Consider the following 21,842-nt stretch of genomic DNA (forward strand, 5'->3'; position numbering starts at 1 on the left):
TCTGAACCGGAACATGCCAATTACCGGTTCAGCGGGAGAATCAATGAGTACGCAGTCGAAAACCAACGGAGTGGTCGCCGAACGTTTGGCGCAAGTACGCGCCCTGATGAGCCGGGAGCGTATCGATGCTTACCTGGTGCCGTCGGCGGATCCGCACCTTTCTGAATACCTGCCGGGCTATTGGCAGGGCCGGCAGTGGCTTTCGGGCTTCCATGGCTCGGTCGGTACCTTGATCATTACCCAGAGTTTTGCGGGTTTGTGGGCCGACAGCCGTTATTGGGAGCAAGCCACTAAAGAGCTGGCGGGCAGTGGCATCGAGTTGGTGAAGTTGATGTCGGGCCAGCCCGGTCCGCTGGATTGGCTGGCTGAAAAGGCCACGAGCAACAGCGTTGTCGCAGTGGATGGCGCTGTGCTGGCGGTTGCTTCGGCACGTACGCTCGCCGCCAGGTTATATGAGCGCGGCGCTAGTTTGCGCACGGATTTTGATCTGCTCACAGAGCTATGGCTGGACCGTCCCGGGTTGCCGACCAATGCCATTTATCAGCATTTACCACCTCAGGCGACCGTGAGTCGAGGTGACAAACTGGCCAAACTGCGTCAGGCGTTGCAAGAGCGCGGTGCGGATTGGCATTTCATAGCGACTCTGGATGACATCGCCTGGCTGTTCAACCTGCGCGGTGCTGATGTTTCCTACAATCCTGTGTTTATGTCTTTTGCCTTGATTGGCCCTCAACGGATCAGCCTGTTTGTCGACTCCGTCAAAGTTGATGCCGAGCTGCGCCAAGCACTGGAGGGGGAGGGCATCACACTCGTCGAATACACCAAAGTTGCCTCGGCGCTGCGTGATGTCCCGGCCGATGCCCGATTACTGATTGACCCGGCGCGTGTCACCTGTGGCTTGCTGGACCACCTTAAAGCTGAGGTGACACTGGTTGAAGGGCTCAACCCGACAACGCTGTTCAAGTCGCAAAAAAGCGATGCCGATGCGCAACACATCCGTCAGGCCATGGAGCAGGACGGTGCTGCACTGTGTGAGTTCTTTGCCTGGCTGGAAGCGACACAGGGAAGGGAGCCGGTCAGTGAGTTGTCCGTTGATCTCCATTTAGGTCAGGCTCGGGCCCGTCGTCCGGGCTATGTCTCACCAAGTTTTGCGACCATTGCGGGCTTTAATGCCAATGGGGCCATGCCGCATTATCGCGCCACCGAGCGCGAGCACGCGCAGATTGAAGGTGATGGCCTGCTGCTGATCGATTCGGGCGGTCAATACCTGGGTGGCACTACGGACATCACGCGGATGGTGCCCATCGGAACGCCCAGCGCCGAGCAAAAACGGGATTGCACGCGTGTACTCAAGGGCGTGATCGCGCTGTCGCGTGCACATTTCCCGCGCGGGATCGCTTCACCGTTGCTGGATGCTATCGCTCGAGCGCCAATCTGGGCTGAGGGCGTCGACTATGGTCACGGCACCGGGCATGGTGTCGGGTATTTCCTCAATGTGCATGAAGGACCACAAGTTATTGCCTATCAAGCCGTTGCAGCGCCGCAAACGGCGATGCTGCCAGGCATGATCACCTCTATTGAACCCGGCACGTACCGTCCTGGTCGCTGGGGGGTGCGCATTGAAAACCTGGTGCTCGCTGTTGATGCCGGGAAAACCGAATTTGGTGAGTTTCTCAAATTCGAAACCCTGACCCTGTGCCCTATTGATTCTCGTTGTCTTGAGGTTTCCTTGCTGGCCCAAGACGAGCGTGACTGGCTCAACGCCTATCACGCTCAGGTCAACGAGCGCCTCAGTCCACTGTTACAAGGGCCTGCGCTGGAATGGATGCGCGCGTGCACGGCCGCGATTTAGGCGGATTGCGCTTTGTCCATGCCCCGTTTGCTCATGTCGACAGGGTGTGGCTACTCAGGGCTTCACGAACGAAATCCAGACGATCCTGGCCAAAGAACAGCTCATCGCCGATGAACATGGAGGGCGCACCGAACACGCCGCGTTGCACGGCGAGTTCGGTGGTGGCTTTGAGCTGATCCTTGACCTGCGGATCATTAATCCATTCGGCTATCAGCTCAGGGTCGAAGCCGCCGTCTTTTAGAGCCGAAGCCACTATCGCTGGGTCGTTGAGATTTAGGCCGTCGATCCACAGCGCCTTGAAGATGCAATCGAGGTAAGCGATAAAGCGCTCCGGTTGGCGCAACTGCACACCTGTAGCAGCGCGCATAAGGTTTAGCGTATTGATTGGGAAGTGCGGATTGAAACGCAGCGGTACACCATAGCGTTTGGCGAAGCGGTCCATGTCTCGAAGGGTATAGAGAGCCTTGGCCGGGACGCTGATAGGCGAGGCATTGCCAGTGGTCTTGAACACGGCTCCGAGCAGCATCGGCCTGTAAATCAGTTGGCTTCCTGTTTCCGTGCAGATATTGCCGAGTTGGGTGTAGGCCAGGTAGCTGGAGGGGCTGCCGACGTCGAAGAAGAACTCTACCGTCTTGCTCATGTTTGATATTCCTTGTTGTTATTGTGAGACGCCCTTACCAGCGTTCGCTCCATGGTCGTAGGTCCAGCTCGAACGTCCAGGCGTCGCGCGGCTGGCTGTGCAAAAACCAGTAGTTATCGGCGATGTGTTCCGGGTTGAGGATGCCATCCTCATCTTTAAGGGCGTAACGATCCGGGAATTGAGTCCGTATGAAGTCGGTATCGATGGCGCCGTCCACCACCACGTGGGCTACGTGAACATTCAGCGGTCCCAATTCACGCGCCATGCTTTGAGCTAGCGCGCGAATACCATGCTTGGCTCCGGCGAAAGCGGCAAAGCCGGATGCGCCACGCAAGCCTGCTGTGGCCCCGGTGAACAGAATCGTGCCGCGCTGGCGTTTCACCATGCGCTTGGCGACTTCCCGGCCATTTAGAAAGCCGGAGAAACACGCCATTTCCCAAATCTTGAAATATTTGCGCGCAGTTTCTTCAAGAATGCTGCAAGGGACGTTTGCGCCGATGTTGAAGACGAAGGCCTCAATCGGACCTATCCTGGTTTCGATGTCCTCCACCAAGGCGATGACATCCTCTTCCTTGCGAGCGTCCGAGGCAAAGCCGTGAGCTTGACCCCCTTCGGCGTTGATCGCGTCCACGAGTGGCTGCAGCTTGTCAGCACTGCGCCGAGTAACACAGGCGATATAGCCTTCACGCGCAAACCGCTTGGCGATAGCGCCACCCGTTGCATCCCCTGCGCCGATTACCAATACGACTTTCTTCTTGTTTGAGTCATCTGTCATGGCTTGATCCTTAGCTAAACGATCGTTTACCAAACGAACGTTATGCTACGCTTTGGCTTGCGTCAAGAAGGCAGTTATCCAGAGGTGTATGTGCGCTATTCAGTGATTCACAAAGAGCAGACCCGCGAAAAGCTGATGGAAAGCAGCGGGGTCATGGCCAAGGAACAGGGTTTTTCGACGATCGGCGTTGATGGCCTTATGAAGGCGATTGGGCTTTCAGGGGGGGCGTTCTATAGCCACTTTTCTTCAAAAGATGAATTGTTCGGCGCTATCGTCGAGCGGGAGTTGAGCAACAGTTTGCGGCGTTTGAGTGCGGAGGGAGATCAGGATCGCCTAAAGCTGAAGCGGTGCCTGAAGCAGTACCTGAGCATGACGCACGTAGAGAATCCGCAGAAAGGATGTGCGTTACCGGCTCTTGGGGCCGAAATTGCCAGGGCTGATCAGGCTGTTCGGCTAAACGCCGAACGCTGGTTATGTCAGTTGCAACAGGCGTGGGCGCATACGCTGGACAGCGAGAGCCTTGCGTGGGCTACGCTGGCGCAATGCATCGGCGCATTGGTGGTCGCGAGAATGATGTCTACTGTTCAGATTCAGCAGCAAGTTCTCGATGCCAGCCACGATTTGTTGGTCCGCCAAATCGATGCGCAAGAGGCCGGTGAGTAGAGGTTATTTGCAGATGATGATCATGCTGCGGCTGGTATAGCCCGCTGGGTTGAGGCCGAAAGGATAATCACCCGGGTCTTCCACGGCGTCGCCGGATTTGGCGATGAGCTTATAGCCTTTTGCGTCGCATGAGCTGACTGCGAGTTCATAGCACTTGGCCCAAGAGGAGGTGAGTCCAGAGCAGTTGATATGAAGTCCGCGTTTGCCAATCTTTACAGGTTTGGCCGTTGCCGCGCAGCCAACGAGCGCCAACAATGCAAAGACTATTAGTATGTGTTTCATTCCCTTCCTTACCTGGCGAATGCATAAATGCCAGCGCCTTGCTCTGAATTCGCTTATCTGCGTGATCGTGCCGATGACGTCCAGGTCGGGATGAAACTCCAGCGGTGATAACGGCGACGGGACTAAACATGGCTCAACCACGTTACAAATGCTAGAGGCATCGTGTATCTATTTTGAAAGCCGGGTCAGTCAGCCGGTACCATTGTCGGCGATTTCGGGCGCATGGTCAGTGTTGCACCTACTGACGCCAGAATGATTGAGCCAATGGCGAGCCACTGCATCAGGGTCAGGCTTTCATGCAGGAAAAGTAATCCGGACAACGCTCCAAACGCGGGTTCGATACTTGTCAGGGTGCTGAAGGTTCGAGCAGGCAGTCGCGTCAGTGCAATCATCTCCAGGCTATAGGGCAGGGCGGTCGACAACACGGCCACACCAAGCGCAGTGGTGAGTAATGCCGGGTTGAGCAATGCCGAGCCTGCGTGCACGATGCCTATAGGTGCGATGAATATCGCCGCAATCAATACGCCCAGCGCCGCGGTTTGAATGCCGTTGTCAGCCCCTGCTTTTTGGCCTGAGACAATGTACAGCGCCCAGCAGACTCCCGCGCCGAGTGCGTAGCCGATCCCGATCAGATCGATATTCGCACCGCTTTCCTTGGTTGGTATTAATAGCAGCAAGCCTGTGACGGCCAGAGCGATCCAGACAAAATCGATTGCTTTACGCGAAGACAGAAGCGCCACGGTCAATGGCCCCGTGAACTCAAGCGCGACGGCGATCCCCAGCGGCACGGTGCGTAAGGACATATAGAAGAGGAAGTTCATGCCGCCCAATGCAATCCCGTAGATGATGACGGTGCGCAATGACTTGGCGGTCAACGTCGCTCGCCAGGGACGTAGGACCAGCAACAGAATCAGGCTGGCAAAAACTAACCTCAGGGTCGTGGTGCCTTGTGCTCCCACCAGCGGGAACATGCTCTTGGCCAGCGATGCGCCAGATTGAATCGAAGCCATTGCTATAAGAAGCAGGCCGACCGGAAAGAGCGTCGAGGCGAGGCTGCGGGGTTGATCAGTCATTACGGTTTAATCGTCCACGGTCATCTGTTTGGGGGCGCGAGCTCAATAACGGAGCCTATGATGCTTAAGAATGATGGTCTGAGCAATATATTGCTCAGCGACGCGTGCTCTAGCTATATAGAGAGGGTGTGCTTGGGGCTAGTCCTTAGCCTTATATAGGTGTGTTTTACCAATGTGACAGGTATGTGAAATTAGGTGTTGACGCCCCGTCAAATCTCTCTATAATTCGCACCTCTTCCGGAGCAGATGAAGCGGAAAACTCCTTGTAAATCAAAGAGTTATCCAAAGTAAGCGGCGAGGAAGGGGTTTTGATCTTCTGGATCGAAAGCGGTAGAAAGAGGTGTTGACAGCAGCGTGTAACGCTGTAGAATTCGCCTCCCGCTAACGAGAGACGTGAAGTTGATCGAAGCGCAAGTGGTTGAAGTTGCAAAGGAAACTTTGAAACTTGTTAAAATAACCGCTTGACAGCAACAGGGGCTGCTGTAGAATGCGCGCCTCGGCTGAGACGAAAGATCTCAACCACCCGCTCTTTAACAATTGAATCAAGCAATTCGTGTGGGTGCTTGTGTTGTAAGACTGAAGTCAACTGATTATCAGCATCACAAGTTACTCCGCGAGAAATCAAAGATGTAACCAACGATTGCTGAGCTAAGTTTAGGGTTTTGTCAAAACCCAAAGATGTTTGAACTGAAGAGTTTGATCATGGCTCAGATTGAACGCTGGCGGCAGGCCTAACACATGCAAGTCGAGCGGCAGCACGGGTACTTGTACCTGGTGGCGAGCGGCGGACGGGTGAGTAATACCTAGGAATCTGCCTGGTAGTGGGGGATAACGTTCGGAAACGGACGCTAATACCGCATACGTCCTACGGGAGAAAGCAGGGGACCTTCGGGCCTTGCGCTATCAGATGAGCCTAGGTCGGATTAGCTAGTTGGTGAGGTAATGGCTCACCAAGGCTACGATCCGTAACTGGTCTGAGAGGATGATCAGTCACACTGGAACTGAGACACGGTCCAGACTCCTACGGGAGGCAGCAGTGGGGAATATTGGACAATGGGCGAAAGCCTGATCCAGCCATGCCGCGTGTGTGAAGAAGGTCTTCGGATTGTAAAGCACTTTAAGTTGGGAGGAAGGGCATTAACCTAATACGTTAGTGTTTTGACGTTACCGACAGAATAAGCACCGGCTAACTCTGTGCCAGCAGCCGCGGTAATACAGAGGGTGCAAGCGTTAATCGGAATTACTGGGCGTAAAGCGCGCGTAGGTGGTTCGTTAAGTTGGATGTGAAATCCCCGGGCTCAACCTGGGAACTGCATTCAAAACTGTCGAGCTAGAGTATGGTAGAGGGTGGTGGAATTTCCTGTGTAGCGGTGAAATGCGTAGATATAGGAAGGAACACCAGTGGCGAAGGCGACCACCTGGACTGATACTGACACTGAGGTGCGAAAGCGTGGGGAGCAAACAGGATTAGATACCCTGGTAGTCCACGCCGTAAACGATGTCAACTAGCCGTTGGGAGCCTTGAGCTCTTAGTGGCGCAGCTAACGCATTAAGTTGACCGCCTGGGGAGTACGGCCGCAAGGTTAAAACTCAAATGAATTGACGGGGGCCCGCACAAGCGGTGGAGCATGTGGTTTAATTCGAAGCAACGCGAAGAACCTTACCAGGCCTTGACATCCAATGAATCTGCTAGAGATAGCGGAGTGCCTTCGGGAGCATTGAGACAGGTGCTGCATGGCTGTCGTCAGCTCGTGTCGTGAGATGTTGGGTTAAGTCCCGTAACGAGCGCAACCCTTGTCCTTAGTTACCAGCACGTAATGGTGGGCACTCTAAGGAGACTGCCGGTGACAAACCGGAGGAAGGTGGGGATGACGTCAAGTCATCATGGCCCTTACGGCCTGGGCTACACACGTGCTACAATGGTCGGTACAGAGGGTCGCCAAGCCGCGAGGTGGAGCTAATCCCAGAAAACCGATCGTAGTCCGGATCGCAGTCTGCAACTCGACTGCGTGAAGTCGGAATCGCTAGTAATCGCGAATCAGAATGTCGCGGTGAATACGTTCCCGGGCCTTGTACACACCGCCCGTCACACCATGGGAGTGGGTTGCACCAGAAGTAGCTAGTCTAACCTTCGGGAGGACGGTTACCACGGTGTGATTCATGACTGGGGTGAAGTCGTAACAAGGTAGCCGTAGGGGAACCTGCGGCTGGATCACCTCCTTAATCGAAGACCTCAGCTTCTTCATAAGTTCCCACACGAATTGCTTGATTCATTGAAAAAGACGATTTAGAAGCAGCCCGAAATTGGGTCTGTAGCTCAGTTGGTTAGAGCGCACCCCTGATAAGGGTGAGGTCGGCAGTTCGAATCTGCCCAGACCCACCAATTTTGTGTGGGAAACGCCTGTAGAGATACGGGGCCATAGCTCAGCTGGGAGAGCGCCTGCCTTGCACGCAGGAGGTCAACGGTTCGATCCCGTTTGGCTCCACCACTTACTGCTTCTGTATTGTAAAGCTTAGAAATGAGCATTCCATCGATGTGATGGTGAATGTTGATTTCTAGTCTTTGATTAGATCGTTCTTTAAAAATTTGGGTATGTGATAGAAAGTTAGACCGGACAGCACTTTCACTGGTGGTGTCACGGGCTAAGGTAAAATTTGTGAGTTAAATTGCGAATTTTCGGCGAATGTCGTCTTCATAGTATAACCAGATTGCTTGGGGTTATATGGTCAAGTGAAGAAGCGCATACGGTGGATGCCTTGGCAGTCAGAGGCGATGAAAGACGTGGTAGCCTGCGAAAAGCTTCGGGGAGTCGGCAAACAGACTTTGATCCGGAGATGTCTGAATGGGGGAACCCAGCGGTCATAAGACCGTTACCTTACACTGAATACATAGGTGTATGGAGCGAACCAGGGGAACTGAAACATCTAAGTACCCTGAGGAAAAGAAATCAACCGAGATTCCCTTAGTAGTGGCGAGCGAACGGGGACCAGCCCTTAAGCTGTATTGAGATTAGCGGAACGTTCTGGAAAGGACGGCCATAGTGGGTGATAGCCCTGTACGCGAAAATCTCTTTGCAGTGAAATCGAGTAGGACGGAGCACGAGAAACTTTGTCTGAATATGGGGGGACCATCCTCCAAGGCTAAATACTACTGACTGACCGATAGTGAACTAGTACCGTGAGGGAAAGGCGAAAAGAACCCCGGAGAGGGGAGTGAAATAGATCCTGAAACCGTATGCGTACAAGCAGTGGGAGCCCACTTTGTTGGGTGACTGCGTACCTTTTGTATAATGGGTCAGCGACTTATTTTCAGTGGCGAGCTTAACCGAATAGGGGAGGCGTAGCGAAAGCGAGTCTTAATAGGGCGTCTAGTCGCTGGGAATAGACCCGAAACCGGGCGATCTATCCATGGGCAGGTTGAAGGTTGGGTAACACTAACTGGAGGACCGAACCGACTACCGTTGAAAAGTTAGCGGATGACCTGTGGATCGGAGTGAAAGGCTAATCAAGCTCGGAGATAGCTGGTTCTCCTCGAAAGCTATTTAGGTAGCGCCTCATGTATCACTGTAGGGGGTAGAGCACTGTTTCGGCTAGGGGATCATCCCGATTTACCAACCCGATGCAAACTCCGAATACCTACAAGTGCCGAGCATGGGAGACACACGGCGGGTGCTAACGTCCGTCGTGAAAAGGGAAACAACCCAGACCGTCAGCTAAGGTCCCAAAGTTATGGTTAAGTGGGAAACGATGTGGGAAGGCTTAGACAGCTAGGAGGTTGGCTTAGAAGCAGCCACCCTTTAAAGAAAGCGTAATAGCTCACTAGTCGAGTCGGCCTGCGCGGAAGATGTAACGGGGCTCAAACCATACACCGAAGCTACGGGTATCACTTAGGTGATGCGGTAGAGGAGCGTTCTGTAAGCCTGTGAAGGTGAGTTGAGAAGCTTGCTGGAGGTATCAGAAGTGCGAATGCTGACATGAGTAACGATAATGGGTGTGAAAAACACCCACGCCGAAAGACCAAGGTTTCCTGCGCAACGTTAATCGACGCAGGGTTAGTCGGTCCCTAAGGCGAGGCTGAAAAGCGTAGTCGATGGAAAACAGGTTAATATTCCTGTACTTCTGGTTATTGCGATGGAGGGACGGAGAAGGCTAGGCCAGCTTGGCGTTGGTTGTCCAAGTTTAAGGTGGTAGGCTGGAATCTTAGGTAAATCCGGGATTCTAAGGCCGAGAGCTGATGACGAGTGTGCTTTGGCACACGAAGTGGTTGATGCCATGCTTCCAAGAAAAGCTTCTAAGCTTCAGGTAACCAGGAACCGTACCCCAAACCGACACAGGTGGTTGGGTAGAGAATACCAAGGCGCTTGAGAGAACTCGGGTGAAGGAACTAGGCAAAATGGCACCGTAACTTCGGGAGAAGGTGCGCCGGTGAGGGTGAAGCATTTACTGCGTAAGCCCATGCCGGTCGAAGATACCAGGCCGCTGCGACTGTTTATTAAAAACACAGCACTCTGCAAACACGAAAGTGGACGTATAGGGTGTGACGCCTGCCCGGTGCCGGAAGGTTAATTGATGGGGTTAGCTAACGCGAAGCTCTTGATCGAAGCCCCGGTAAACGGCGGCCGTAACTATAACGGTCCTAAGGTAGCGAAATTCCTTGTCGGGTAAGTTCCGACCTGCACGAATGGCGTAACGATGGCGGCGCTGTCTCCACCCGAGACTCAGTGAAATTGAAATCGCTGTGAAGATGCAGTGTATCCGCGGCTAGACGGAAAGACCCCGTGAACCTTTACTATAGCTTTGCACTGGACTTTGAATTTGCTTGTGTAGGATAGGTGGGAGGCTTTGAAGCGTGGACGCCAGTCTGCGTGGAGCCAACCTTGAAATACCACCCTGGCAACTTTGAGGTTCTAACTCAGGTCCGTTATCCGGATCGAGGACAGTGTATGGTGGGTAGTTTGACTGGGGCGGTCTCCTCCTAAAGAGTAACGGAGGAGTACGAAGGTGCGCTCAGACCGGTCGGAAATCGGTCGTAGAGTATAAAGGCAAAAGCGCGCTTGACTGCGAGACAGACACGTCGAGCAGGTACGAAAGTAGGTCTTAGTGATCCGGTGGTTCTGTATGGAAGGGCCATCGCTCAACGGATAAAAGGTACTCCGGGGATAACAGGCTGATACCGCCCAAGAGTTCATATCGACGGCGGTGTTTGGCACCTCGATGTCGGCTCATCACATCCTGGGGCTGAAGCCGGTCCCAAGGGTATGGCTGTTCGCCATTTAAAGTGGTACGCGAGCTGGGTTTAGAACGTCGTGAGACAGTTCGGTCCCTATCTGCCGTGGACGTTTGAGATTTGAGAGGGGCTGCTCCTAGTACGAGAGGACCGGAGTGGACGAACCTCTGGTGTTCCGGTTGTCACGCCAGTGGCATTGCCGGGTAGCTACGTTCGGAATAGATAACCGCTGAAAGCATCTAAGCGGGAAACTAGCCTCAAGATGAGATCTCACTGGGACCTTGAGTCCCCTGAAGGGCCGTCGAAGACTACGACGTTGATAGGTTGGGTGTGTAAGCGCTGTGAGGCGTTGAGCTAACCAATACTAATTGCCCGTGAGGCTTGACCATATAACACCCAAGCAATTTGCGTCGAAAGAGCAGATTGCGGTGTGTGAAGACGACACAAACCGAAAATTGGCAACAGCCCACAAATCTATCACATCCCCATTCGCTGGCACGTTACGCAAGTAACGGTCTGGCTACCGAATTTCTTGACGACCATAGAGCATTGGAACCACCTGATCCCATCCCGAACTCAGCAGTGAAACGATGCATCGCCGATGGTAGTGTGGGGTTTCCCCATGTGAGAGTAGGTCATCGTCAAGATTAAATTCCGAACCCCTGTCTGCTTATGCAGACAGGGGTTTTGTTTGTGCGCTGGGAAAATATCTTCCCCATCGAAAAACTCCAGTCCGCAGGCATCGGGAGCCATACTCGCATGCGGTACAAAATCCATAGCCATAAAAATCTATGGTCACCCCCATTTTTGCAATACTGATTAATGGATGAAGCGGTTGGCTTGCTTAAATCTATCCGGCGTTTGTTTGGGGCATGCCCCAGCGCCACGATGAGAGTCGCGCCTGACGATCCTTAAAAATCGATCGGCTTCTGAAGCCGATTTTTATGTCAGGATCTTCGCCAGGTCGGTGGGCCGTTCACGTCATCCGTTGTTCAGCTATCGCAAAACCTGAAAGGTGATTCGTGGTACTGCAACAACCGCAGGGTCAGGCGTTCAAGGCGTCTGGCCCTGCTTCGTATTGCGTATGATGGGCGGCTATCGCTCAGGCGATACGCGCCAGTTTATTGGCCAAGGCACAAGCCACTACATTCGAGTGTCGTCGGCTGAGCAGTGAGCGCACCCAGTCGGCCAGAGCCCCTTTTTGGTGATCCAGTCTCTGCATATAGACCCTGGAGCACTGCACCAACAATTGCCGAAGGTGCTTATCGCCGCGCTTGCTGATCCCCAGCAGGTTAGCCTTGCCGCCCGTGCTGTATTGCCTGGGCACTAGGCCAACAGAGGCGGCAAAGTCGCGGCTGCATCGATACTGTTTGCCATCGCCCATCTCCACAGCCAGCAGGCTGGCGGTGATCGGGCCGACACAGGGCATGCTCAGCAAGCGGCTGCCCAGATCATCGTCGGCCAGTTGGCACGTCAGTTCTTTATCCAACGCCTTGATTTGCTCATCCAGGTAGACAAAGTGATCGTGCAGGCGCTGCAACAACACCGTCAGCCGCACGGGCACTTCATGCTCAGCCAAGACGCTCGCCAAACGCTTCATAACCGCCAGTCCTTTAGGCAAGTTGATTCCAAACTCCAGCAGAAAACCGTGCATCTGATTGGCGGTTCTGGTGCGATCGCGCACCAGCGATTCGCGCATACGATGCAACACCGAAAGGGTTTGCTGGGCTTCGGTTTTAGGCGTAACGAAACGCATTGAAGGGCGGGAAGCTGCCTCACAAATCGCCTCAGCGTCGACAAAGTCGTTTTTGTTGCCCTTGACGAAGGGACGAACAAACTGCGGAGAAATCAGCTTGGCCGTGTGCCCCATCGCCATCAGCTGGCGAGCGACAAAATGGGACCCGGCACAGGCCTCCATCGCCACGACACAGTTCGGCAAGTTGCCGAAAAACTGCATCATCTGCGCTCGTGAGAGTTTTTTACGAAACACTTCGCGGCCCGACGTGTCTTGGCCGTAAAGGTGGAAATTGTGTTTGCCGAGATCGATACCGATCAGTGCTGACTCGCTCATGAGGATGGCCTCCGAAAACAAAACACCCTGCGAAAGCGTAGCCCTCGCAGGGTGTTGGGGGTGACCATCTCATTAGCCACCAATCTGGTGGTTTTTTATGACTGAATTCAACTCAGTCACCGCGGTATTCACAACCGCTTGTGCAGGTCTCATGAATACGAATGGCTGAGAGCTCTGGGAGCAAAGGCTTCAGCTGATCCCAAATCCATTTCGCCAGGACTTCGCTGGTTGGATTTTCAAGACCCGGAATGTCGTTCAAATAGTTGTGATCGAGGCGCTCATAGAGTGGCTTGAAGATCGCTTTGATTTCGGAAAAATCACGAATCCAGCCTGTATGAGGATCGACTTTGCCCGCCAAATAGACGGCCACACGAAATGAATGCCCATGCAGACGTCCGCACTTATGGCCCTCAGGTACGTGGGGCAGGCGGTGTGCTGATTCGAACGTAAACTCTTTGAAAATTTCCACAGTGTATTCGACTCTAGAAAGTGGCTATCGCCAAGGCGATAAAAGCAGGCGGGCAGTTTAGCAGCAATGGTTTGCCCTATGCGCTAAAACAAACCGCAGGTCCAGCACAGCTGTAAGCTGTTCGCCTGTTCGCCTGTTCGCCTGATGGCTGATGGCACCTAGCCAGATAAATTCAGCTTCAATTAAGTTGAGTTGTTTATCGTTGTAGCCGTACAAAGCATTTATTTTTACGGAGGCCTGATATGAAAGCCGTCACAGCACTGCAGGACACGTAATGAAAGTGAGTGAGCATCCTTACAGGTTTTTCGCATTGCTCCTGGCTCTGTTCTGCTCTGGGCTGGGCGCCCGGGACCTGGATCAGGATGAAGCGCTGAAATTACGTCAGCAAGGAGTGATCCTGCCGCTCGAACAACTGATAGGGCAAGCTCTGGGACGTTACCCTGGCTCAAAGCTGTTGGAGGCTGAGCTTGAGGAGAAACACGGCGTATACCTCTACGACATAGAGTTGCTGACCGTGGAAGGTGTGGTCCGGGAGTTGAAGTTCGACGCTCGCGACAGTCGATTATTAAAGGACAAGGAAGATGATTGATGCGGCTGTTATTGGTTGAAGACCATGTGCCGCTGGCAGATGAGCTGGTCGCTGGGCTTAAACGCCAGGGCTACGCGGTAGACTGGCTTGCCGATGGACGTGATGCGGTTTACCAGGGGGGCAGTGAACCCTATGATTTGATTATCCTGGACCTGGGACTTCCAGGTTTGCCGGGCCTCGACGTACTTCAGAAATGGCGTGCCAGTGGTTTGGCTACCCCCGTCTTGATTCTGACCGCCCGAGGCTCATGGGCTGAGCGCATTGAAGGGCTTAAGGCGGGCGCCGATGACTACCTGAGCAAGCCTTTTCACCCCGAAGAGCTACAGCTGCGAATTCAAGCATTGCTGCGGCGTTCACATGGTCAGGTCAATAAACCCAGGCTAGAGGCTGCGGGTTTGCATCTGGACGAGGGCCGTCAATGCGTGACCCAGGGCAGCGTTGAAATTCAGCTGACCGCTGCTGAATTTCGTTTACTGCGCTACTTCATGCTGCATCCCGAGCAGATACTGTCTAAAAGCCATTTGGCCGAGCATCTCTATGACGGTGAAAGCGAACGCGACTCAAATGTGATCGAAGTTCACGTCAATCACCTACGGCGCAAACTCGGCCGCACGGTGATCGAGACGCGTCGCGGTCAAGGCTATCGCTTCGGTGAGGAAGTCGAGTGAGGTCCATACAGGCTCGTCTCAGTCTGGGTTTGATCAGTGTGCTGCTCATCGTGGGCCTGGTGTTGGCTCAGACCAGCTTGTGGTTGTTTGAGCTGGGATTGCAGCGCTACCTGGAGTCAGGGCTGCGCAATGAAAGCCAGAACCTGTTAGTAGCACTTTCACGGGGTCCAGAAGGCCTTCAACTGGATGAGCGTCACCTGACACCTGCCTACCAGCAGCCTTATTCGGGCCATTATTTCCAAGTCGACTTTCCTGAAGGGCATTGGCGCTCTCGCTCGCTGTGGGATATTGAGTTCCCCACCCCGGAAACGCCGGGCCTGCACACCAATTTCGAGCTGGGACAAAGCGGTCAGTCATTGCTGGTTCTGCGTGCGGACTACCGTCGATTCGGGCAGGCGATTTCCATTACCGTGGCTCAAGACTACACCCCGGTGGAAGCCAGCTTTCAGCGTGTGCAGCAAATTGGTCTGGGGTTGGGGGGCGCGGCGTTGATTTTGATCCTCGTCCTGCAACGCCTCACGGTGCGTCGTGCGCTTAGGCCACTGGAGACTGCCCGAGAGCAGATCGCTCAGTTGCAGCTGGGGCAGCGCTCACAGCTCGATGATCATGTGCCGGTCGAGCTTGAGCCGTTGGTTGCACAGATCAACCACTTGCTCGCTCATACCGAGGACAGCCTCAAGCGTTCACGTAATGCCCTCGGCAACATGGGACATGCGTTGAAAACGCCTCTGGCGGTGCTGGTGAGTCTGGCTGCCAGTGAAAAGCTTGATGCTTACCCCGCCTTGCGCAGCACGTTGCGCGAACAACTGGAGCAGATTCAACAGCGCCTGACCCGTGAATTGAACCGTGCTCGCCTGTCTGGAGACGCCTTGCCCGGTGCGCAGTTCGATTGTGACGCAGAGTTGCCAGGCCTGTTCGCAACACTGGGCATGATCCATGGCGATCACCTGCAGATGAGCAGGGCGGTTACGTCCGGCCTATGTCTGCCATGGGACAGGGAGGACCTTCTTGAGTTGATGGGCAATCTGTTGGACAACGCGTGCAAGTGGGCCGACAGCGCGGTGCGCCTGAGTATCACGCACCAGTCGAAGAGTTATTGTTTGCTGATCGATGATGACGGCCCTGGTATTCCTGAGGCTCGTCGCGACGAGGTGCTCGGCCGTGGTTCACGGCTGGATGAACAGGTCAGCGGACACGGTCTCGGGCTGGGTATCGTGCGTGATATTGTCGATGCATGGGGCGGTCAGCTGAAGTTGCTGTCCAGCCCTTTGGGCGGACTTCAGGTACGCATTGATCTTCCCGAGCGAACGATGCTCGATCATTCGGATACCCACCGTTAATGTCCATTGAATGGAAAACTGCCTGAGCGACATGGAGAGGTCCTTCTAGCGAGTCGGGCGGGCGTTTTATCGCTATCCGCGATTCACATTGTTTCTTCATCCCGACAACAAATGACGCTTTTGCCTACAAAGCTGACGGACGCTTCTCAACTTTTTAGGGTTGGGGCCGCTAACGAATAAAACGTTGCGACCTAAACATTGGAATACCAATAAGAGTGAAAACTTATGCGTCTTAATTTGAAGACCAAAGTACTGTCATTGGCAGTCCTGCCCGTGTTGATTTTTGCTCTGGTAATCAGCGCTACCACGGTGTTGATGTTGCAGGGACAGGCAAAAAAAGAGGTCGAGGACACCCGACAGCGCCTGCTCAACGAAACCAAAGCCACGCTGCAAAGCTACGTCGCCGTGGCGCTGGGTAGCATCAAGCCTCTGTACGACGCGGCAGCCCCTGGGGACGCGAGCGTGCGAGCGCAGGTGGTGAAAATGCTTTCCACCATTACCTATGGCAAGGACGGTTATTTCTTCGGTTACGACTCGGAAGCGGTACGTCTGTTCAAGGGCAGTAGCCCGGAAGACATTGGTAAAAGCTTCAAAGATGCCCGCGATCCGAATGGGGTTTACGTCAACCGCGAACTGGTCGCGGTCGGCAAGGCCGGCACCCATTATTTACAATACTCGTCGTCGTTGCCCGGCAACTCTCAAGTATTGATTCCCAAGCTCGCTTTCACCGAATACCTGCCCAAGTGGGACATGGTCATTGGTACCGCCGTCAACCTGGACGGGATCGAAGCTCAGGTCGCGGAGGTCAAGAAGAACGTTGATGCGCGCCTGGAGGAGATGTTGCTGAGCATTATCGGCGTTGCTCTGCTACTGCTGGTGTTAATTGCCGTCGTTGGGGCGGTCCTGGCGGGCACCATTGTGCGTCCATTGCGTTTGATGAAAGCGAATCTGGACGACATTGCCGCTGGCGAAGGCGATCTGACTCGTCGGCTGGTGGTCACTAGCGGGGATGAGTTAGGCGATCTGGCGAGCTCGTTTAACCGCTTCGTCGACAAAATTCATGGGATGGTGCGCCAAATAACCGAAATGACCACGCAACTGACTGGATTGGTCAGCGAAGTGTCCGATCAGGCCCATCGCTCCGAGCAAGCGATGGAGCGTCAGCGTCACGAAACCGATCAAGTAGCTACCGCGATCAACGAAATGTCCGCAGCGGCTCAAGAGGTGGCTAAAAGTGCACAGGGCGCAGCAGTCGCCGCCCAACAAACCGACGTCGAAGGCCAGGCGGCCAAGCGTGTGGTGGATGGCAGTATCAAGCAGATCCATGCGTTGGTTGATGATATTCGTAGCAGCGGAACGTCCCTGGACAGCTTACAGAATGACGTGTCTTCGATTGTGAGCGTGCTCGGGGTGATTCGCTCGATTGCTGATCAGACCAATTTGCTGGCGCTAAACGCGGCGATTGAGGCCGCGAGGGCAGGGGAGGCTGGACGTGGCTTTGCCGTGGTAGCAGATGAGGTGCGGGCGTTGGCCAGCCGGACCCAGCAGAGTACCCAAGAGATCCAGGGCATGATCGATCGTCTGCAACTGGGTACGCAGGGCGCCGTAGACTCCATGCGTCGTTCCAGTGAGGCAGGCGATGGTACGTCGGCGCGAGCCAACGAAGCAGGCGTCTCGCTGGACACGATTGCGGCGCTGATAGGTACGATTAACTCAATGAACGCGCAGATTGCCAGCGCGGCCGAAGAGCAGACCGCCGTCGCCGAAGAGATCAACCGCAGTGTGCATCAGATAGCCCAATCGGTGGACAGTGTCGCCGACCAAACCCAGCAAAGCGCACAGACTTCGCGCAGCCTGGCAGACCTGGGGCAACGCCTGGGCAAATTGGTCGGGCAGTTCCGTATCTGATCCGCACGGGATAAGGCCGCAATGGCCTTATCCCGCTTAGCTATACCCCATGACCTCTTCCCTATCCAGGCTGATCGCACAGCGGATGGCACTCGTCTGTGGATTGGTGGACTAAGCAGTAGGCCGAGTGAATCCCGGGTCTTACTGACGTGGACAGGACATGAACGAAAACACGCTGCAATACAAAACCTTTCTCGTGCTGTTGGTGCTGGTGACCATCGCATTCATCTGGATTCTTTTGCCCTTTTACGGCGCCGTCTTCTGGGCGGTGATCCTGGGCATTATCTTCGCGCCCCTCCAGCGGCGGTTGTTGCTGCGCTTTGGTTGGCAACGCAATCTGACGTCGCTGTGCACCTTGATGGTCTGCCTGGTGATCGCGATTCTTCCGGTTATCGTAATCAGCACGTTGCTGGTCCAGGAAGGCGCTTCCCTTTACAAGGCTATCGAAAGCGGGCAACTGGACATTGCCAAGTACCTGGCACAGTTCAAAGAAGCATTGCCGCCGTACTTCAGGCATTTACTTGATCGCCTCGGCATGGGCGACCTTAATGGCCTGCGCGATAAAATCGTCAAAGGTGCAATGCAAGGTAGCCAATACCTGGCGACACAGGCGTTCAGCGTGGGTCAGGGCACGTTTGATTTTGTGGTGAGTTTTTTCATCATGCTGTACCTGTTGTTTTTCTTCCTGCGCGATGGTCCTGAGCTGGTGCGCAAAATCCGTATCGCCGTGCCATTGGCCGAACCGCAAAAACGCCGTTTGCAGCTGAAGTTCACCCGAGTGGTACGGGCAACGGTCAAAGGCAATGTTGTGGTAGCCGTGTCCCAAGGCGCGCTGGGTGGGTTTATTTTCTGGGTACTCGACATCCCAAGTGTCTTGCTCTGGGCGGTCATGATGGCCTTTCTGTCATTGCTGCCAGCGGTGGGGGCGGGAATCGTCTGGGCGCCAGTGGCGGCTTACTTCCTGCTCAGCGGCATGATCTGGCAAGGCGTGGTGCTCGGGCTGTTCGGGGTATTCGTGATCGGACTGGTAGACAACGTCCTGCGGCCGATCCTAGTAGGCAAGGACACTAAAATGCCGGACTACCTGATTTTGATCTCTACCCTGGGCGGCATGGCGGTATTCGGCCTGAACGGGTTTGTCATCGGGCCAATGGTGGCTGCGTTGTTCATGTCGACCTGGGGGTTGTTTGTCGGGGCCAAGCGGACCATGCGTTTGCCTGGTTAAATTTCCTGCAAAAAAAACCCTGCGTGAGCAGGGTTTTTTTGCTTCAACGTATCAGCTGACCAGTTGCAGGCCTGCGTGTTGCACCATGTCCAGCAGTGGTTGTGGGTAGACACCCAAAACGAAGGCCAGGACTGCAATCACCAGCAGCATCACGCCACCGGTACGCTGTGCCCAGTTGAATGGGGCATCGTGACGGTGCAGCTTGGGCTCGACCAGGTACAGCGTGACCATCACTCGCAGGTAATAGAACACGCCAATGCCGCTGCCGATGACCAGCGAACCTAACAACCACCACAGGTGCGACTCGACGCCCGTGGTGATGATGTAGAACTTACCGATGAAGCCGGCCGTCAACGGGATACCCGCCAGCGATAGCATCATCAAGGTCATCACTGCAGTCAGGTAAGGACGACGCCAGAACAGGCCGCGGTATTCGAACAGAGCGTCCGCGTCACGACCGCTGTAAGGCGAGGACATCAGGGTAACAACACCGAAAGCACCCAAGGTGGTGATCACGTAGGTCACCAGGTACACGCCAATCGCCTCGACCGCGATGCCATTGCTGGCAACCAGCGCGATCATCAGGTAGCCGAAGTGGGCGATAGATGAATAACCGAGCAGACGCTTGAGGTTGGTCTGAGTCAGCGCCAGCAGGTTACCGATCAGAATCGAAGCGACTGCAATGACCGCCAGTACATCGTGCAGCACGCCACTGCTGGCCGCCGGGGAGATCTGGAACAGTCGCACCAGAACAGCGAACACTGCCACTTTACTGGCGGTGGCCAGGAAAGCCGCCACCGGGGCAGGGGCGCCCTCGTAAACGTCCGGGGTCCACAAGTGGAAAGGCACCAGTGACAGCTTGAACGCCAGGCCCACCAATATCATGCCCAGGCCCAATGTCGCAATCGGGCTAGGCAGGCCGGTCGCCGCCAGGGCCACACCGATACCGCTGAAACTCAAGCTGCCAGCTTCGGCATACAGCAACGCCATACCGAACAGCAGGAATGCAGAACCTGCGGCCGACAACACCATGTACTTGATGCCGCCTTCGAGTGAGCGCTTGTTGAAGAAGGCGTAAGCCACCAGGCCATAGACCGGCACCGACAGCAGTTCCAGACCGATGAACAGGCCCGCCAGGTGTTGCGCGCTGACCAATACCAGACCACCGGCCGACGCCAGCAGAATCAGCAGGTAAAGTTCTTCGCGGTTGCCGGGGTAGCCAGAAGACTTCTCACCGAGATAGGCGTGCGCCAAGGTCACGCACGCCAGGGTCGAGGCCAGGATCAGCCCCATATACAGGCAGGCGAAATTATCGATTTTCAGCAGCGGTGTCACCACCAGTGGCGCAACTTTCAGCGCCGGGTAGATCGACAGCAGTGCCAGGTTGAGTCCGGCCACGGTGAGCAGGAATGTTTGCGAATGATTGCGACGCCAGGCGATACCCAGCATCACCACGACAATCGTGGCGCTGGTAATCAGCAGCGGCGCAAGCGCAATAAAGTGTTGAATCGTCAGGTCCATAATGCTCTACCGGGCCGAAGCAAGTTGAGTGAAGGCGGTGCCAAGCCATTGCTGCACGCCATGCATCGTAGCGGCAGAGGTATCGAGGAACGGTTGCGGGTAAATGCCGATCCAGATCAGCAGTGCCGCCAGTCCCAGCACCATGATCAATTCACGTGCATCCATCCCGGCCAGAACTGCATCCGACTTGGAAGGGCCGAAGTAGGCGCGGTGGATCATGATCAGCGAGTAGACCGAGCCGAGTACCAGGCCAGACGTTGCAATCGCGGTGATCCAGGGGGCGCTGACAAACGTGCCCATCAGAATCAGGAACTCGCCAACGAAGTTACCGGTGCCAGGCAAGCCGAGGGACGCGGCCGCGAAGAACAGGCTGATCGCGGGCAGGTAGGCGATGCGTGACCACAACCCGCCCATTTCCCGCATGTCACGGGTGTGCATGCGCTCGTACAACTGGCCGCTGAGGATAAACAGTGCCGCTGCCGAGATACCGTGAGCGAGCATCTGAATCACGGCACCCTGCAGGGCTTGTTGGCTACCGGAGTAGATACCGATCAACACGAAGCCCATGTGCGAGACGCTGGAGAACGCGACCAGGCGCTTGATATCGGTCTGGGCGAACGCGAGGAACGCACCGTAGAAGATACCGATCAGGCCCAGGGTCATGGCGATGGGCGCGAATTCTGCCGATGCGTTGGGGAACAACGGCAGGGCGAAGCGCAGCAAGCCATAAGCAGCTGTTTTCAGCAGGATACCGGCCAAATCGACGGAGCCTGCGGTCGGCGCTTGAGCGTGAGCGTCCGGCAGCCAGGAGTGGAACGGCACCACTGGCAGCTTCACCGCGAAGGCGATGAAAAAGCCCAGCATCAGAATGTATTCAGTGCCGGGTGCCAGCTTCGTCTTGAGTAGCTCGGTGTAGTCGAACGTGATCACACCGGTGGTGTTGAAGTTGACCAGCACCAGACCCAGGATCGCCACCAACATGATCAGGCCGCTGGCCTGAGTGAAGATGAAGAACTTGGTCGCCGCGTAGATCCGGGTCTTCTTGCCGTCCGATGAACTATGACCCCAGAGCGCGATGAGGAAATACATCGGCACCAGCATCACTTCCCAGAAGAAGAAGAACATGAACAGGTCGATGGCGAGGAACACACCAACCACGCCGCCCAGGATCCACATCAGGTTGAGGTGGAAGAAGCCAACGTTACGCTGGATCTCTTTCCACGAACACAGCACTGACAGCACGCCGAGCAGGCCGGTCAGCAACACCATCAGCAGCGACAGGCCGTCGAGGGCCAGGTGCACACTGATGCCGAAGCGTTCGATCCACTGATGCTTGAATTCGACAACCCATGTGGGGTCGACGCCAGGCGCCGGAGCAAAGTGGAAGTCTCCATGGGTCCACAGCCAGAGGCCGAGGGCGAGTTCCAGAGACATGGTCAACAGCGCAATCCAGCGTGGCAGGGTAGAGCTGAAGCGCTCACCCAGCCAGCACAGCAGGCCGCCGATAAAGGGGATCAGGATTAGCCAAGGCAGAATCAT

The 21,842-nt window shown here is 55.1% G+C and carries 14 protein-coding genes, 2 tRNA genes, 3 rRNA genes and 2 pseudogenes; 13 read left to right on the forward strand and 8 right to left on the reverse strand.

The window, feature by feature from the left end:
* Nucleotides 1–43: 43 nt before the first annotated feature.
* Nucleotides 44–1,852: an aminopeptidase P family protein gene (locus AC1MEA_RS16205; protein ID WP_480416769.1), complete on the forward strand. Its 1,809-nt coding sequence runs from the start codon at nucleotides 44–46 to the stop codon at nucleotides 1,850–1,852.
* 31 nt (nucleotides 1,853–1,883) lie between these two features.
* On the opposite strand, the gene AC1MEA_RS16210 is transcribed toward AC1MEA_RS16205, so the two are convergent.
* Nucleotides 1,884–2,492 carry a 2-hydroxychromene-2-carboxylate isomerase gene (locus tag AC1MEA_RS16210; protein ID WP_480416770.1) on the reverse strand — a complete coding sequence of 203 codons (609 nt, stop codon included), beginning with the start codon at nucleotides 2,490–2,492 and terminating at the stop codon, nucleotides 1,884–1,886.
* 34 nt (nucleotides 2,493–2,526) lie between these two features.
* Nucleotides 2,527–3,267, reverse strand: a complete 741-nt coding sequence (locus AC1MEA_RS16215; RefSeq protein ID WP_449635929.1) for an SDR family oxidoreductase — start codon at nucleotides 3,265–3,267, stop codon at nucleotides 2,527–2,529.
* A gap of 90 nt (nucleotides 3,268–3,357) precedes the next feature.
* Here AC1MEA_RS16215 and AC1MEA_RS16220 point away from each other — a divergent pair, with 90 nt between their 5' ends.
* The gene (locus tag AC1MEA_RS16220) at nucleotides 3,358–3,930 is read left to right on the forward strand and encodes a TetR/AcrR family transcriptional regulator (RefSeq protein ID WP_480918157.1); all 573 of its coding nucleotides are present in this window, start codon (nucleotides 3,358–3,360) and stop codon (nucleotides 3,928–3,930) included.
* Nucleotides 3,931–3,933: 3 nt separating this feature from the next.
* Here AC1MEA_RS16220 and AC1MEA_RS16225 read toward each other — a convergent pair whose 3' ends face one another.
* Both AC1MEA_RS16225 and rhtA read right to left on the reverse strand, forming a co-directional pair.
* Nucleotides 3,934–4,212, reverse strand: a complete 279-nt coding sequence (locus tag AC1MEA_RS16225; RefSeq protein WP_480416771.1) for a hypothetical protein — start codon at nucleotides 4,210–4,212, stop codon at nucleotides 3,934–3,936.
* 185 nt (nucleotides 4,213–4,397) lie between these two features.
* A complete protein-coding gene (gene rhtA / locus AC1MEA_RS16230) occupies nucleotides 4,398–5,285 on the reverse strand; it encodes a threonine/homoserine exporter RhtA (RefSeq protein WP_480416772.1) in 888 nt (295 codons plus the stop codon).
* A gap of 684 nt (nucleotides 5,286–5,969) precedes the next feature.
* Between rhtA and AC1MEA_RS16235 the strand changes: the two genes are divergently transcribed.
* The 5 genes from AC1MEA_RS16235 to rrf all read left to right on the forward strand — a co-directional run bounded on the left by AC1MEA_RS16235 (nucleotide 5,970) and on the right by rrf (nucleotide 11,159).
* A 16S ribosomal RNA gene (locus tag AC1MEA_RS16235) occupies nucleotides 5,970–7,508 on the forward strand.
* Nucleotides 7,509–7,591: 83 nt separating this feature from the next.
* Nucleotides 7,592–7,668 (forward strand) — tRNA-Ile (locus AC1MEA_RS16240).
* Between the two features lie 30 nt (nucleotides 7,669–7,698).
* A tRNA-Ala gene (locus AC1MEA_RS16245) sits at nucleotides 7,699–7,774 on the forward strand.
* 236 nt (nucleotides 7,775–8,010) lie between these two features.
* Nucleotides 8,011–10,901 (forward strand): 23S ribosomal RNA (locus AC1MEA_RS16250).
* Nucleotides 10,902–11,043: 142 nt separating this feature from the next.
* Nucleotides 11,044–11,159, forward strand: a 5S ribosomal RNA gene (gene rrf / locus AC1MEA_RS16255).
* The 16S, 23S and 5S rRNA genes sit together here with 2 tRNA genes alongside, the layout of an rRNA operon.
* Nucleotides 11,160–11,614: 455 nt before the next feature.
* Here rrf and AC1MEA_RS16260 read toward each other — a convergent pair.
* Together AC1MEA_RS16260 and queD are read right to left on the reverse strand one after the other, a co-directional pair.
* On the reverse strand, nucleotides 11,615–12,583 hold the full coding sequence (locus tag AC1MEA_RS16260) for an IS110 family RNA-guided transposase (protein WP_480416773.1): 969 nt from the start codon (nucleotides 12,581–12,583) through the stop codon (nucleotides 11,615–11,617).
* A gap of 112 nt (nucleotides 12,584–12,695) precedes the next feature.
* The gene (gene queD / locus AC1MEA_RS16265) at nucleotides 12,696–13,052 is read right to left on the reverse strand and encodes a 6-carboxytetrahydropterin synthase QueD (RefSeq protein WP_219064396.1); all 357 of its coding nucleotides are present in this window, start codon (nucleotides 13,050–13,052) and stop codon (nucleotides 12,696–12,698) included.
* 274 nt (nucleotides 13,053–13,326) lie between these two features.
* Between queD and AC1MEA_RS16270 the strand changes: the two genes are divergently transcribed.
* The 6 genes and pseudogenes from AC1MEA_RS16270 to AC1MEA_RS16295 all read left to right on the forward strand — a co-directional run bounded on the left by AC1MEA_RS16270 (nucleotide 13,327) and on the right by AC1MEA_RS16295 (nucleotide 18,782).
* Nucleotides 13,327–13,641, forward strand: coding sequence for a PepSY domain-containing protein (locus AC1MEA_RS16270; protein WP_219064397.1), 315 nt, complete (start codon nucleotides 13,327–13,329; stop codon nucleotides 13,639–13,641).
* Nucleotides 13,641–14,309: a response regulator transcription factor gene (locus AC1MEA_RS16275; protein WP_480416774.1), complete on the forward strand. Its 669-nt coding sequence runs from the start codon at nucleotides 13,641–13,643 to the stop codon at nucleotides 14,307–14,309. Before AC1MEA_RS16270 ends, AC1MEA_RS16275 begins: the two co-directional genes overlap by 1 nt.
* Nucleotides 14,306–15,649 carry an ATP-binding protein gene (locus tag AC1MEA_RS16280; protein ID WP_480416775.1) on the forward strand — a complete coding sequence of 448 codons (1,344 nt, stop codon included), beginning with the start codon at nucleotides 14,306–14,308 and terminating at the stop codon, nucleotides 15,647–15,649. Before AC1MEA_RS16275 ends, AC1MEA_RS16280 begins: the two co-directional genes overlap by 4 nt.
* Nucleotides 15,650–15,964: 315 nt before the next feature.
* Nucleotides 15,965–16,651, forward strand: a pseudogene (locus AC1MEA_RS16285) (cache domain-containing protein); the annotation flags it as partial.
* Between the two features lie 315 nt (nucleotides 16,652–16,966).
* Nucleotides 16,967–17,557: pseudogene (locus AC1MEA_RS16290) on the forward strand (methyl-accepting chemotaxis protein); the annotation flags it as partial.
* A gap of 160 nt (nucleotides 17,558–17,717) precedes the next feature.
* The gene (locus AC1MEA_RS16295; protein WP_219064401.1) at nucleotides 17,718–18,782 is read left to right on the forward strand and encodes an AI-2E family transporter; all 1,065 of its coding nucleotides are present in this window, start codon (nucleotides 17,718–17,720) and stop codon (nucleotides 18,780–18,782) included.
* Nucleotides 18,783–18,833: 51 nt separating this feature from the next.
* On the opposite strand, the gene nuoN is transcribed toward AC1MEA_RS16295, so the two are convergent.
* Nucleotides 18,834–20,303 (reverse strand): NADH-quinone oxidoreductase subunit NuoN, encoded by a 1,470-nt coding sequence (gene nuoN, locus AC1MEA_RS16300; protein ID WP_480416776.1) that lies wholly within the window; start codon nucleotides 20,301–20,303, stop codon nucleotides 18,834–18,836.
* 6 nt (nucleotides 20,304–20,309) lie between these two features.
* Nucleotides 20,310–21,842 (reverse strand): NADH-quinone oxidoreductase subunit M, encoded by a 1,533-nt coding sequence (nuoM, locus tag AC1MEA_RS16305; protein ID WP_449635399.1) that lies wholly within the window; start codon nucleotides 21,840–21,842, stop codon nucleotides 20,310–20,312.

It is taken from the genome of Pseudomonas sp. ASL8 (assembly GCF_056680355.1).

Bases quoted from the DNA above. Each gene is read 5' to 3' on its own strand.
- nuoM (WP_449635399.1), bottom strand. From the start codon at position 21,842: ATGATTCTGCCTTGGCTAATCCTGATCCCCTTTATCGGCGGCCTGCTG.
- AC1MEA_RS16275 (WP_480416774.1), top strand. From the start codon at position 13,641: ATGCGGCTGTTATTGGTTGAAGACCATGTGCCGCTGGCAGATGAGCTG.
- AC1MEA_RS16225 (WP_480416771.1), bottom strand. From the start codon at position 4,212: ATGAAACACATACTAATAGTCTTTGCATTGTTGGCGCTCGTTGGCTGC.
- AC1MEA_RS16210 (WP_480416770.1), bottom strand. From the start codon at position 2,492: ATGAGCAAGACGGTAGAGTTCTTCTTCGACGTCGGCAGCCCCTCCAGC.
- AC1MEA_RS16205 (WP_480416769.1), top strand. From the start codon at position 44: ATGAGTACGCAGTCGAAAACCAACGGAGTGGTCGCCGAACGTTTGGCG.
- AC1MEA_RS16260 (WP_480416773.1), bottom strand. From the start codon at position 12,583: ATGAGCGAGTCAGCACTGATCGGTATCGATCTCGGCAAACACAATTTC.
- nuoN (WP_480416776.1), bottom strand. From the start codon at position 20,303: ATGGACCTGACGATTCAACACTTTATTGCGCTTGCGCCGCTGCTGATT.
- rhtA (WP_480416772.1), bottom strand. From the start codon at position 5,285: ATGACTGATCAACCCCGCAGCCTCGCCTCGACGCTCTTTCCGGTCGGC.
- AC1MEA_RS16215 (WP_449635929.1), bottom strand. From the start codon at position 3,267: ATGACAGATGACTCAAACAAGAAGAAAGTCGTATTGGTAATCGGCGCA.
- AC1MEA_RS16295 (WP_219064401.1), top strand. From the start codon at position 17,718: ATGAACGAAAACACGCTGCAATACAAAACCTTTCTCGTGCTGTTGGTG.
- AC1MEA_RS16270 (WP_219064397.1), top strand. From the start codon at position 13,327: ATGAAAGTGAGTGAGCATCCTTACAGGTTTTTCGCATTGCTCCTGGCT.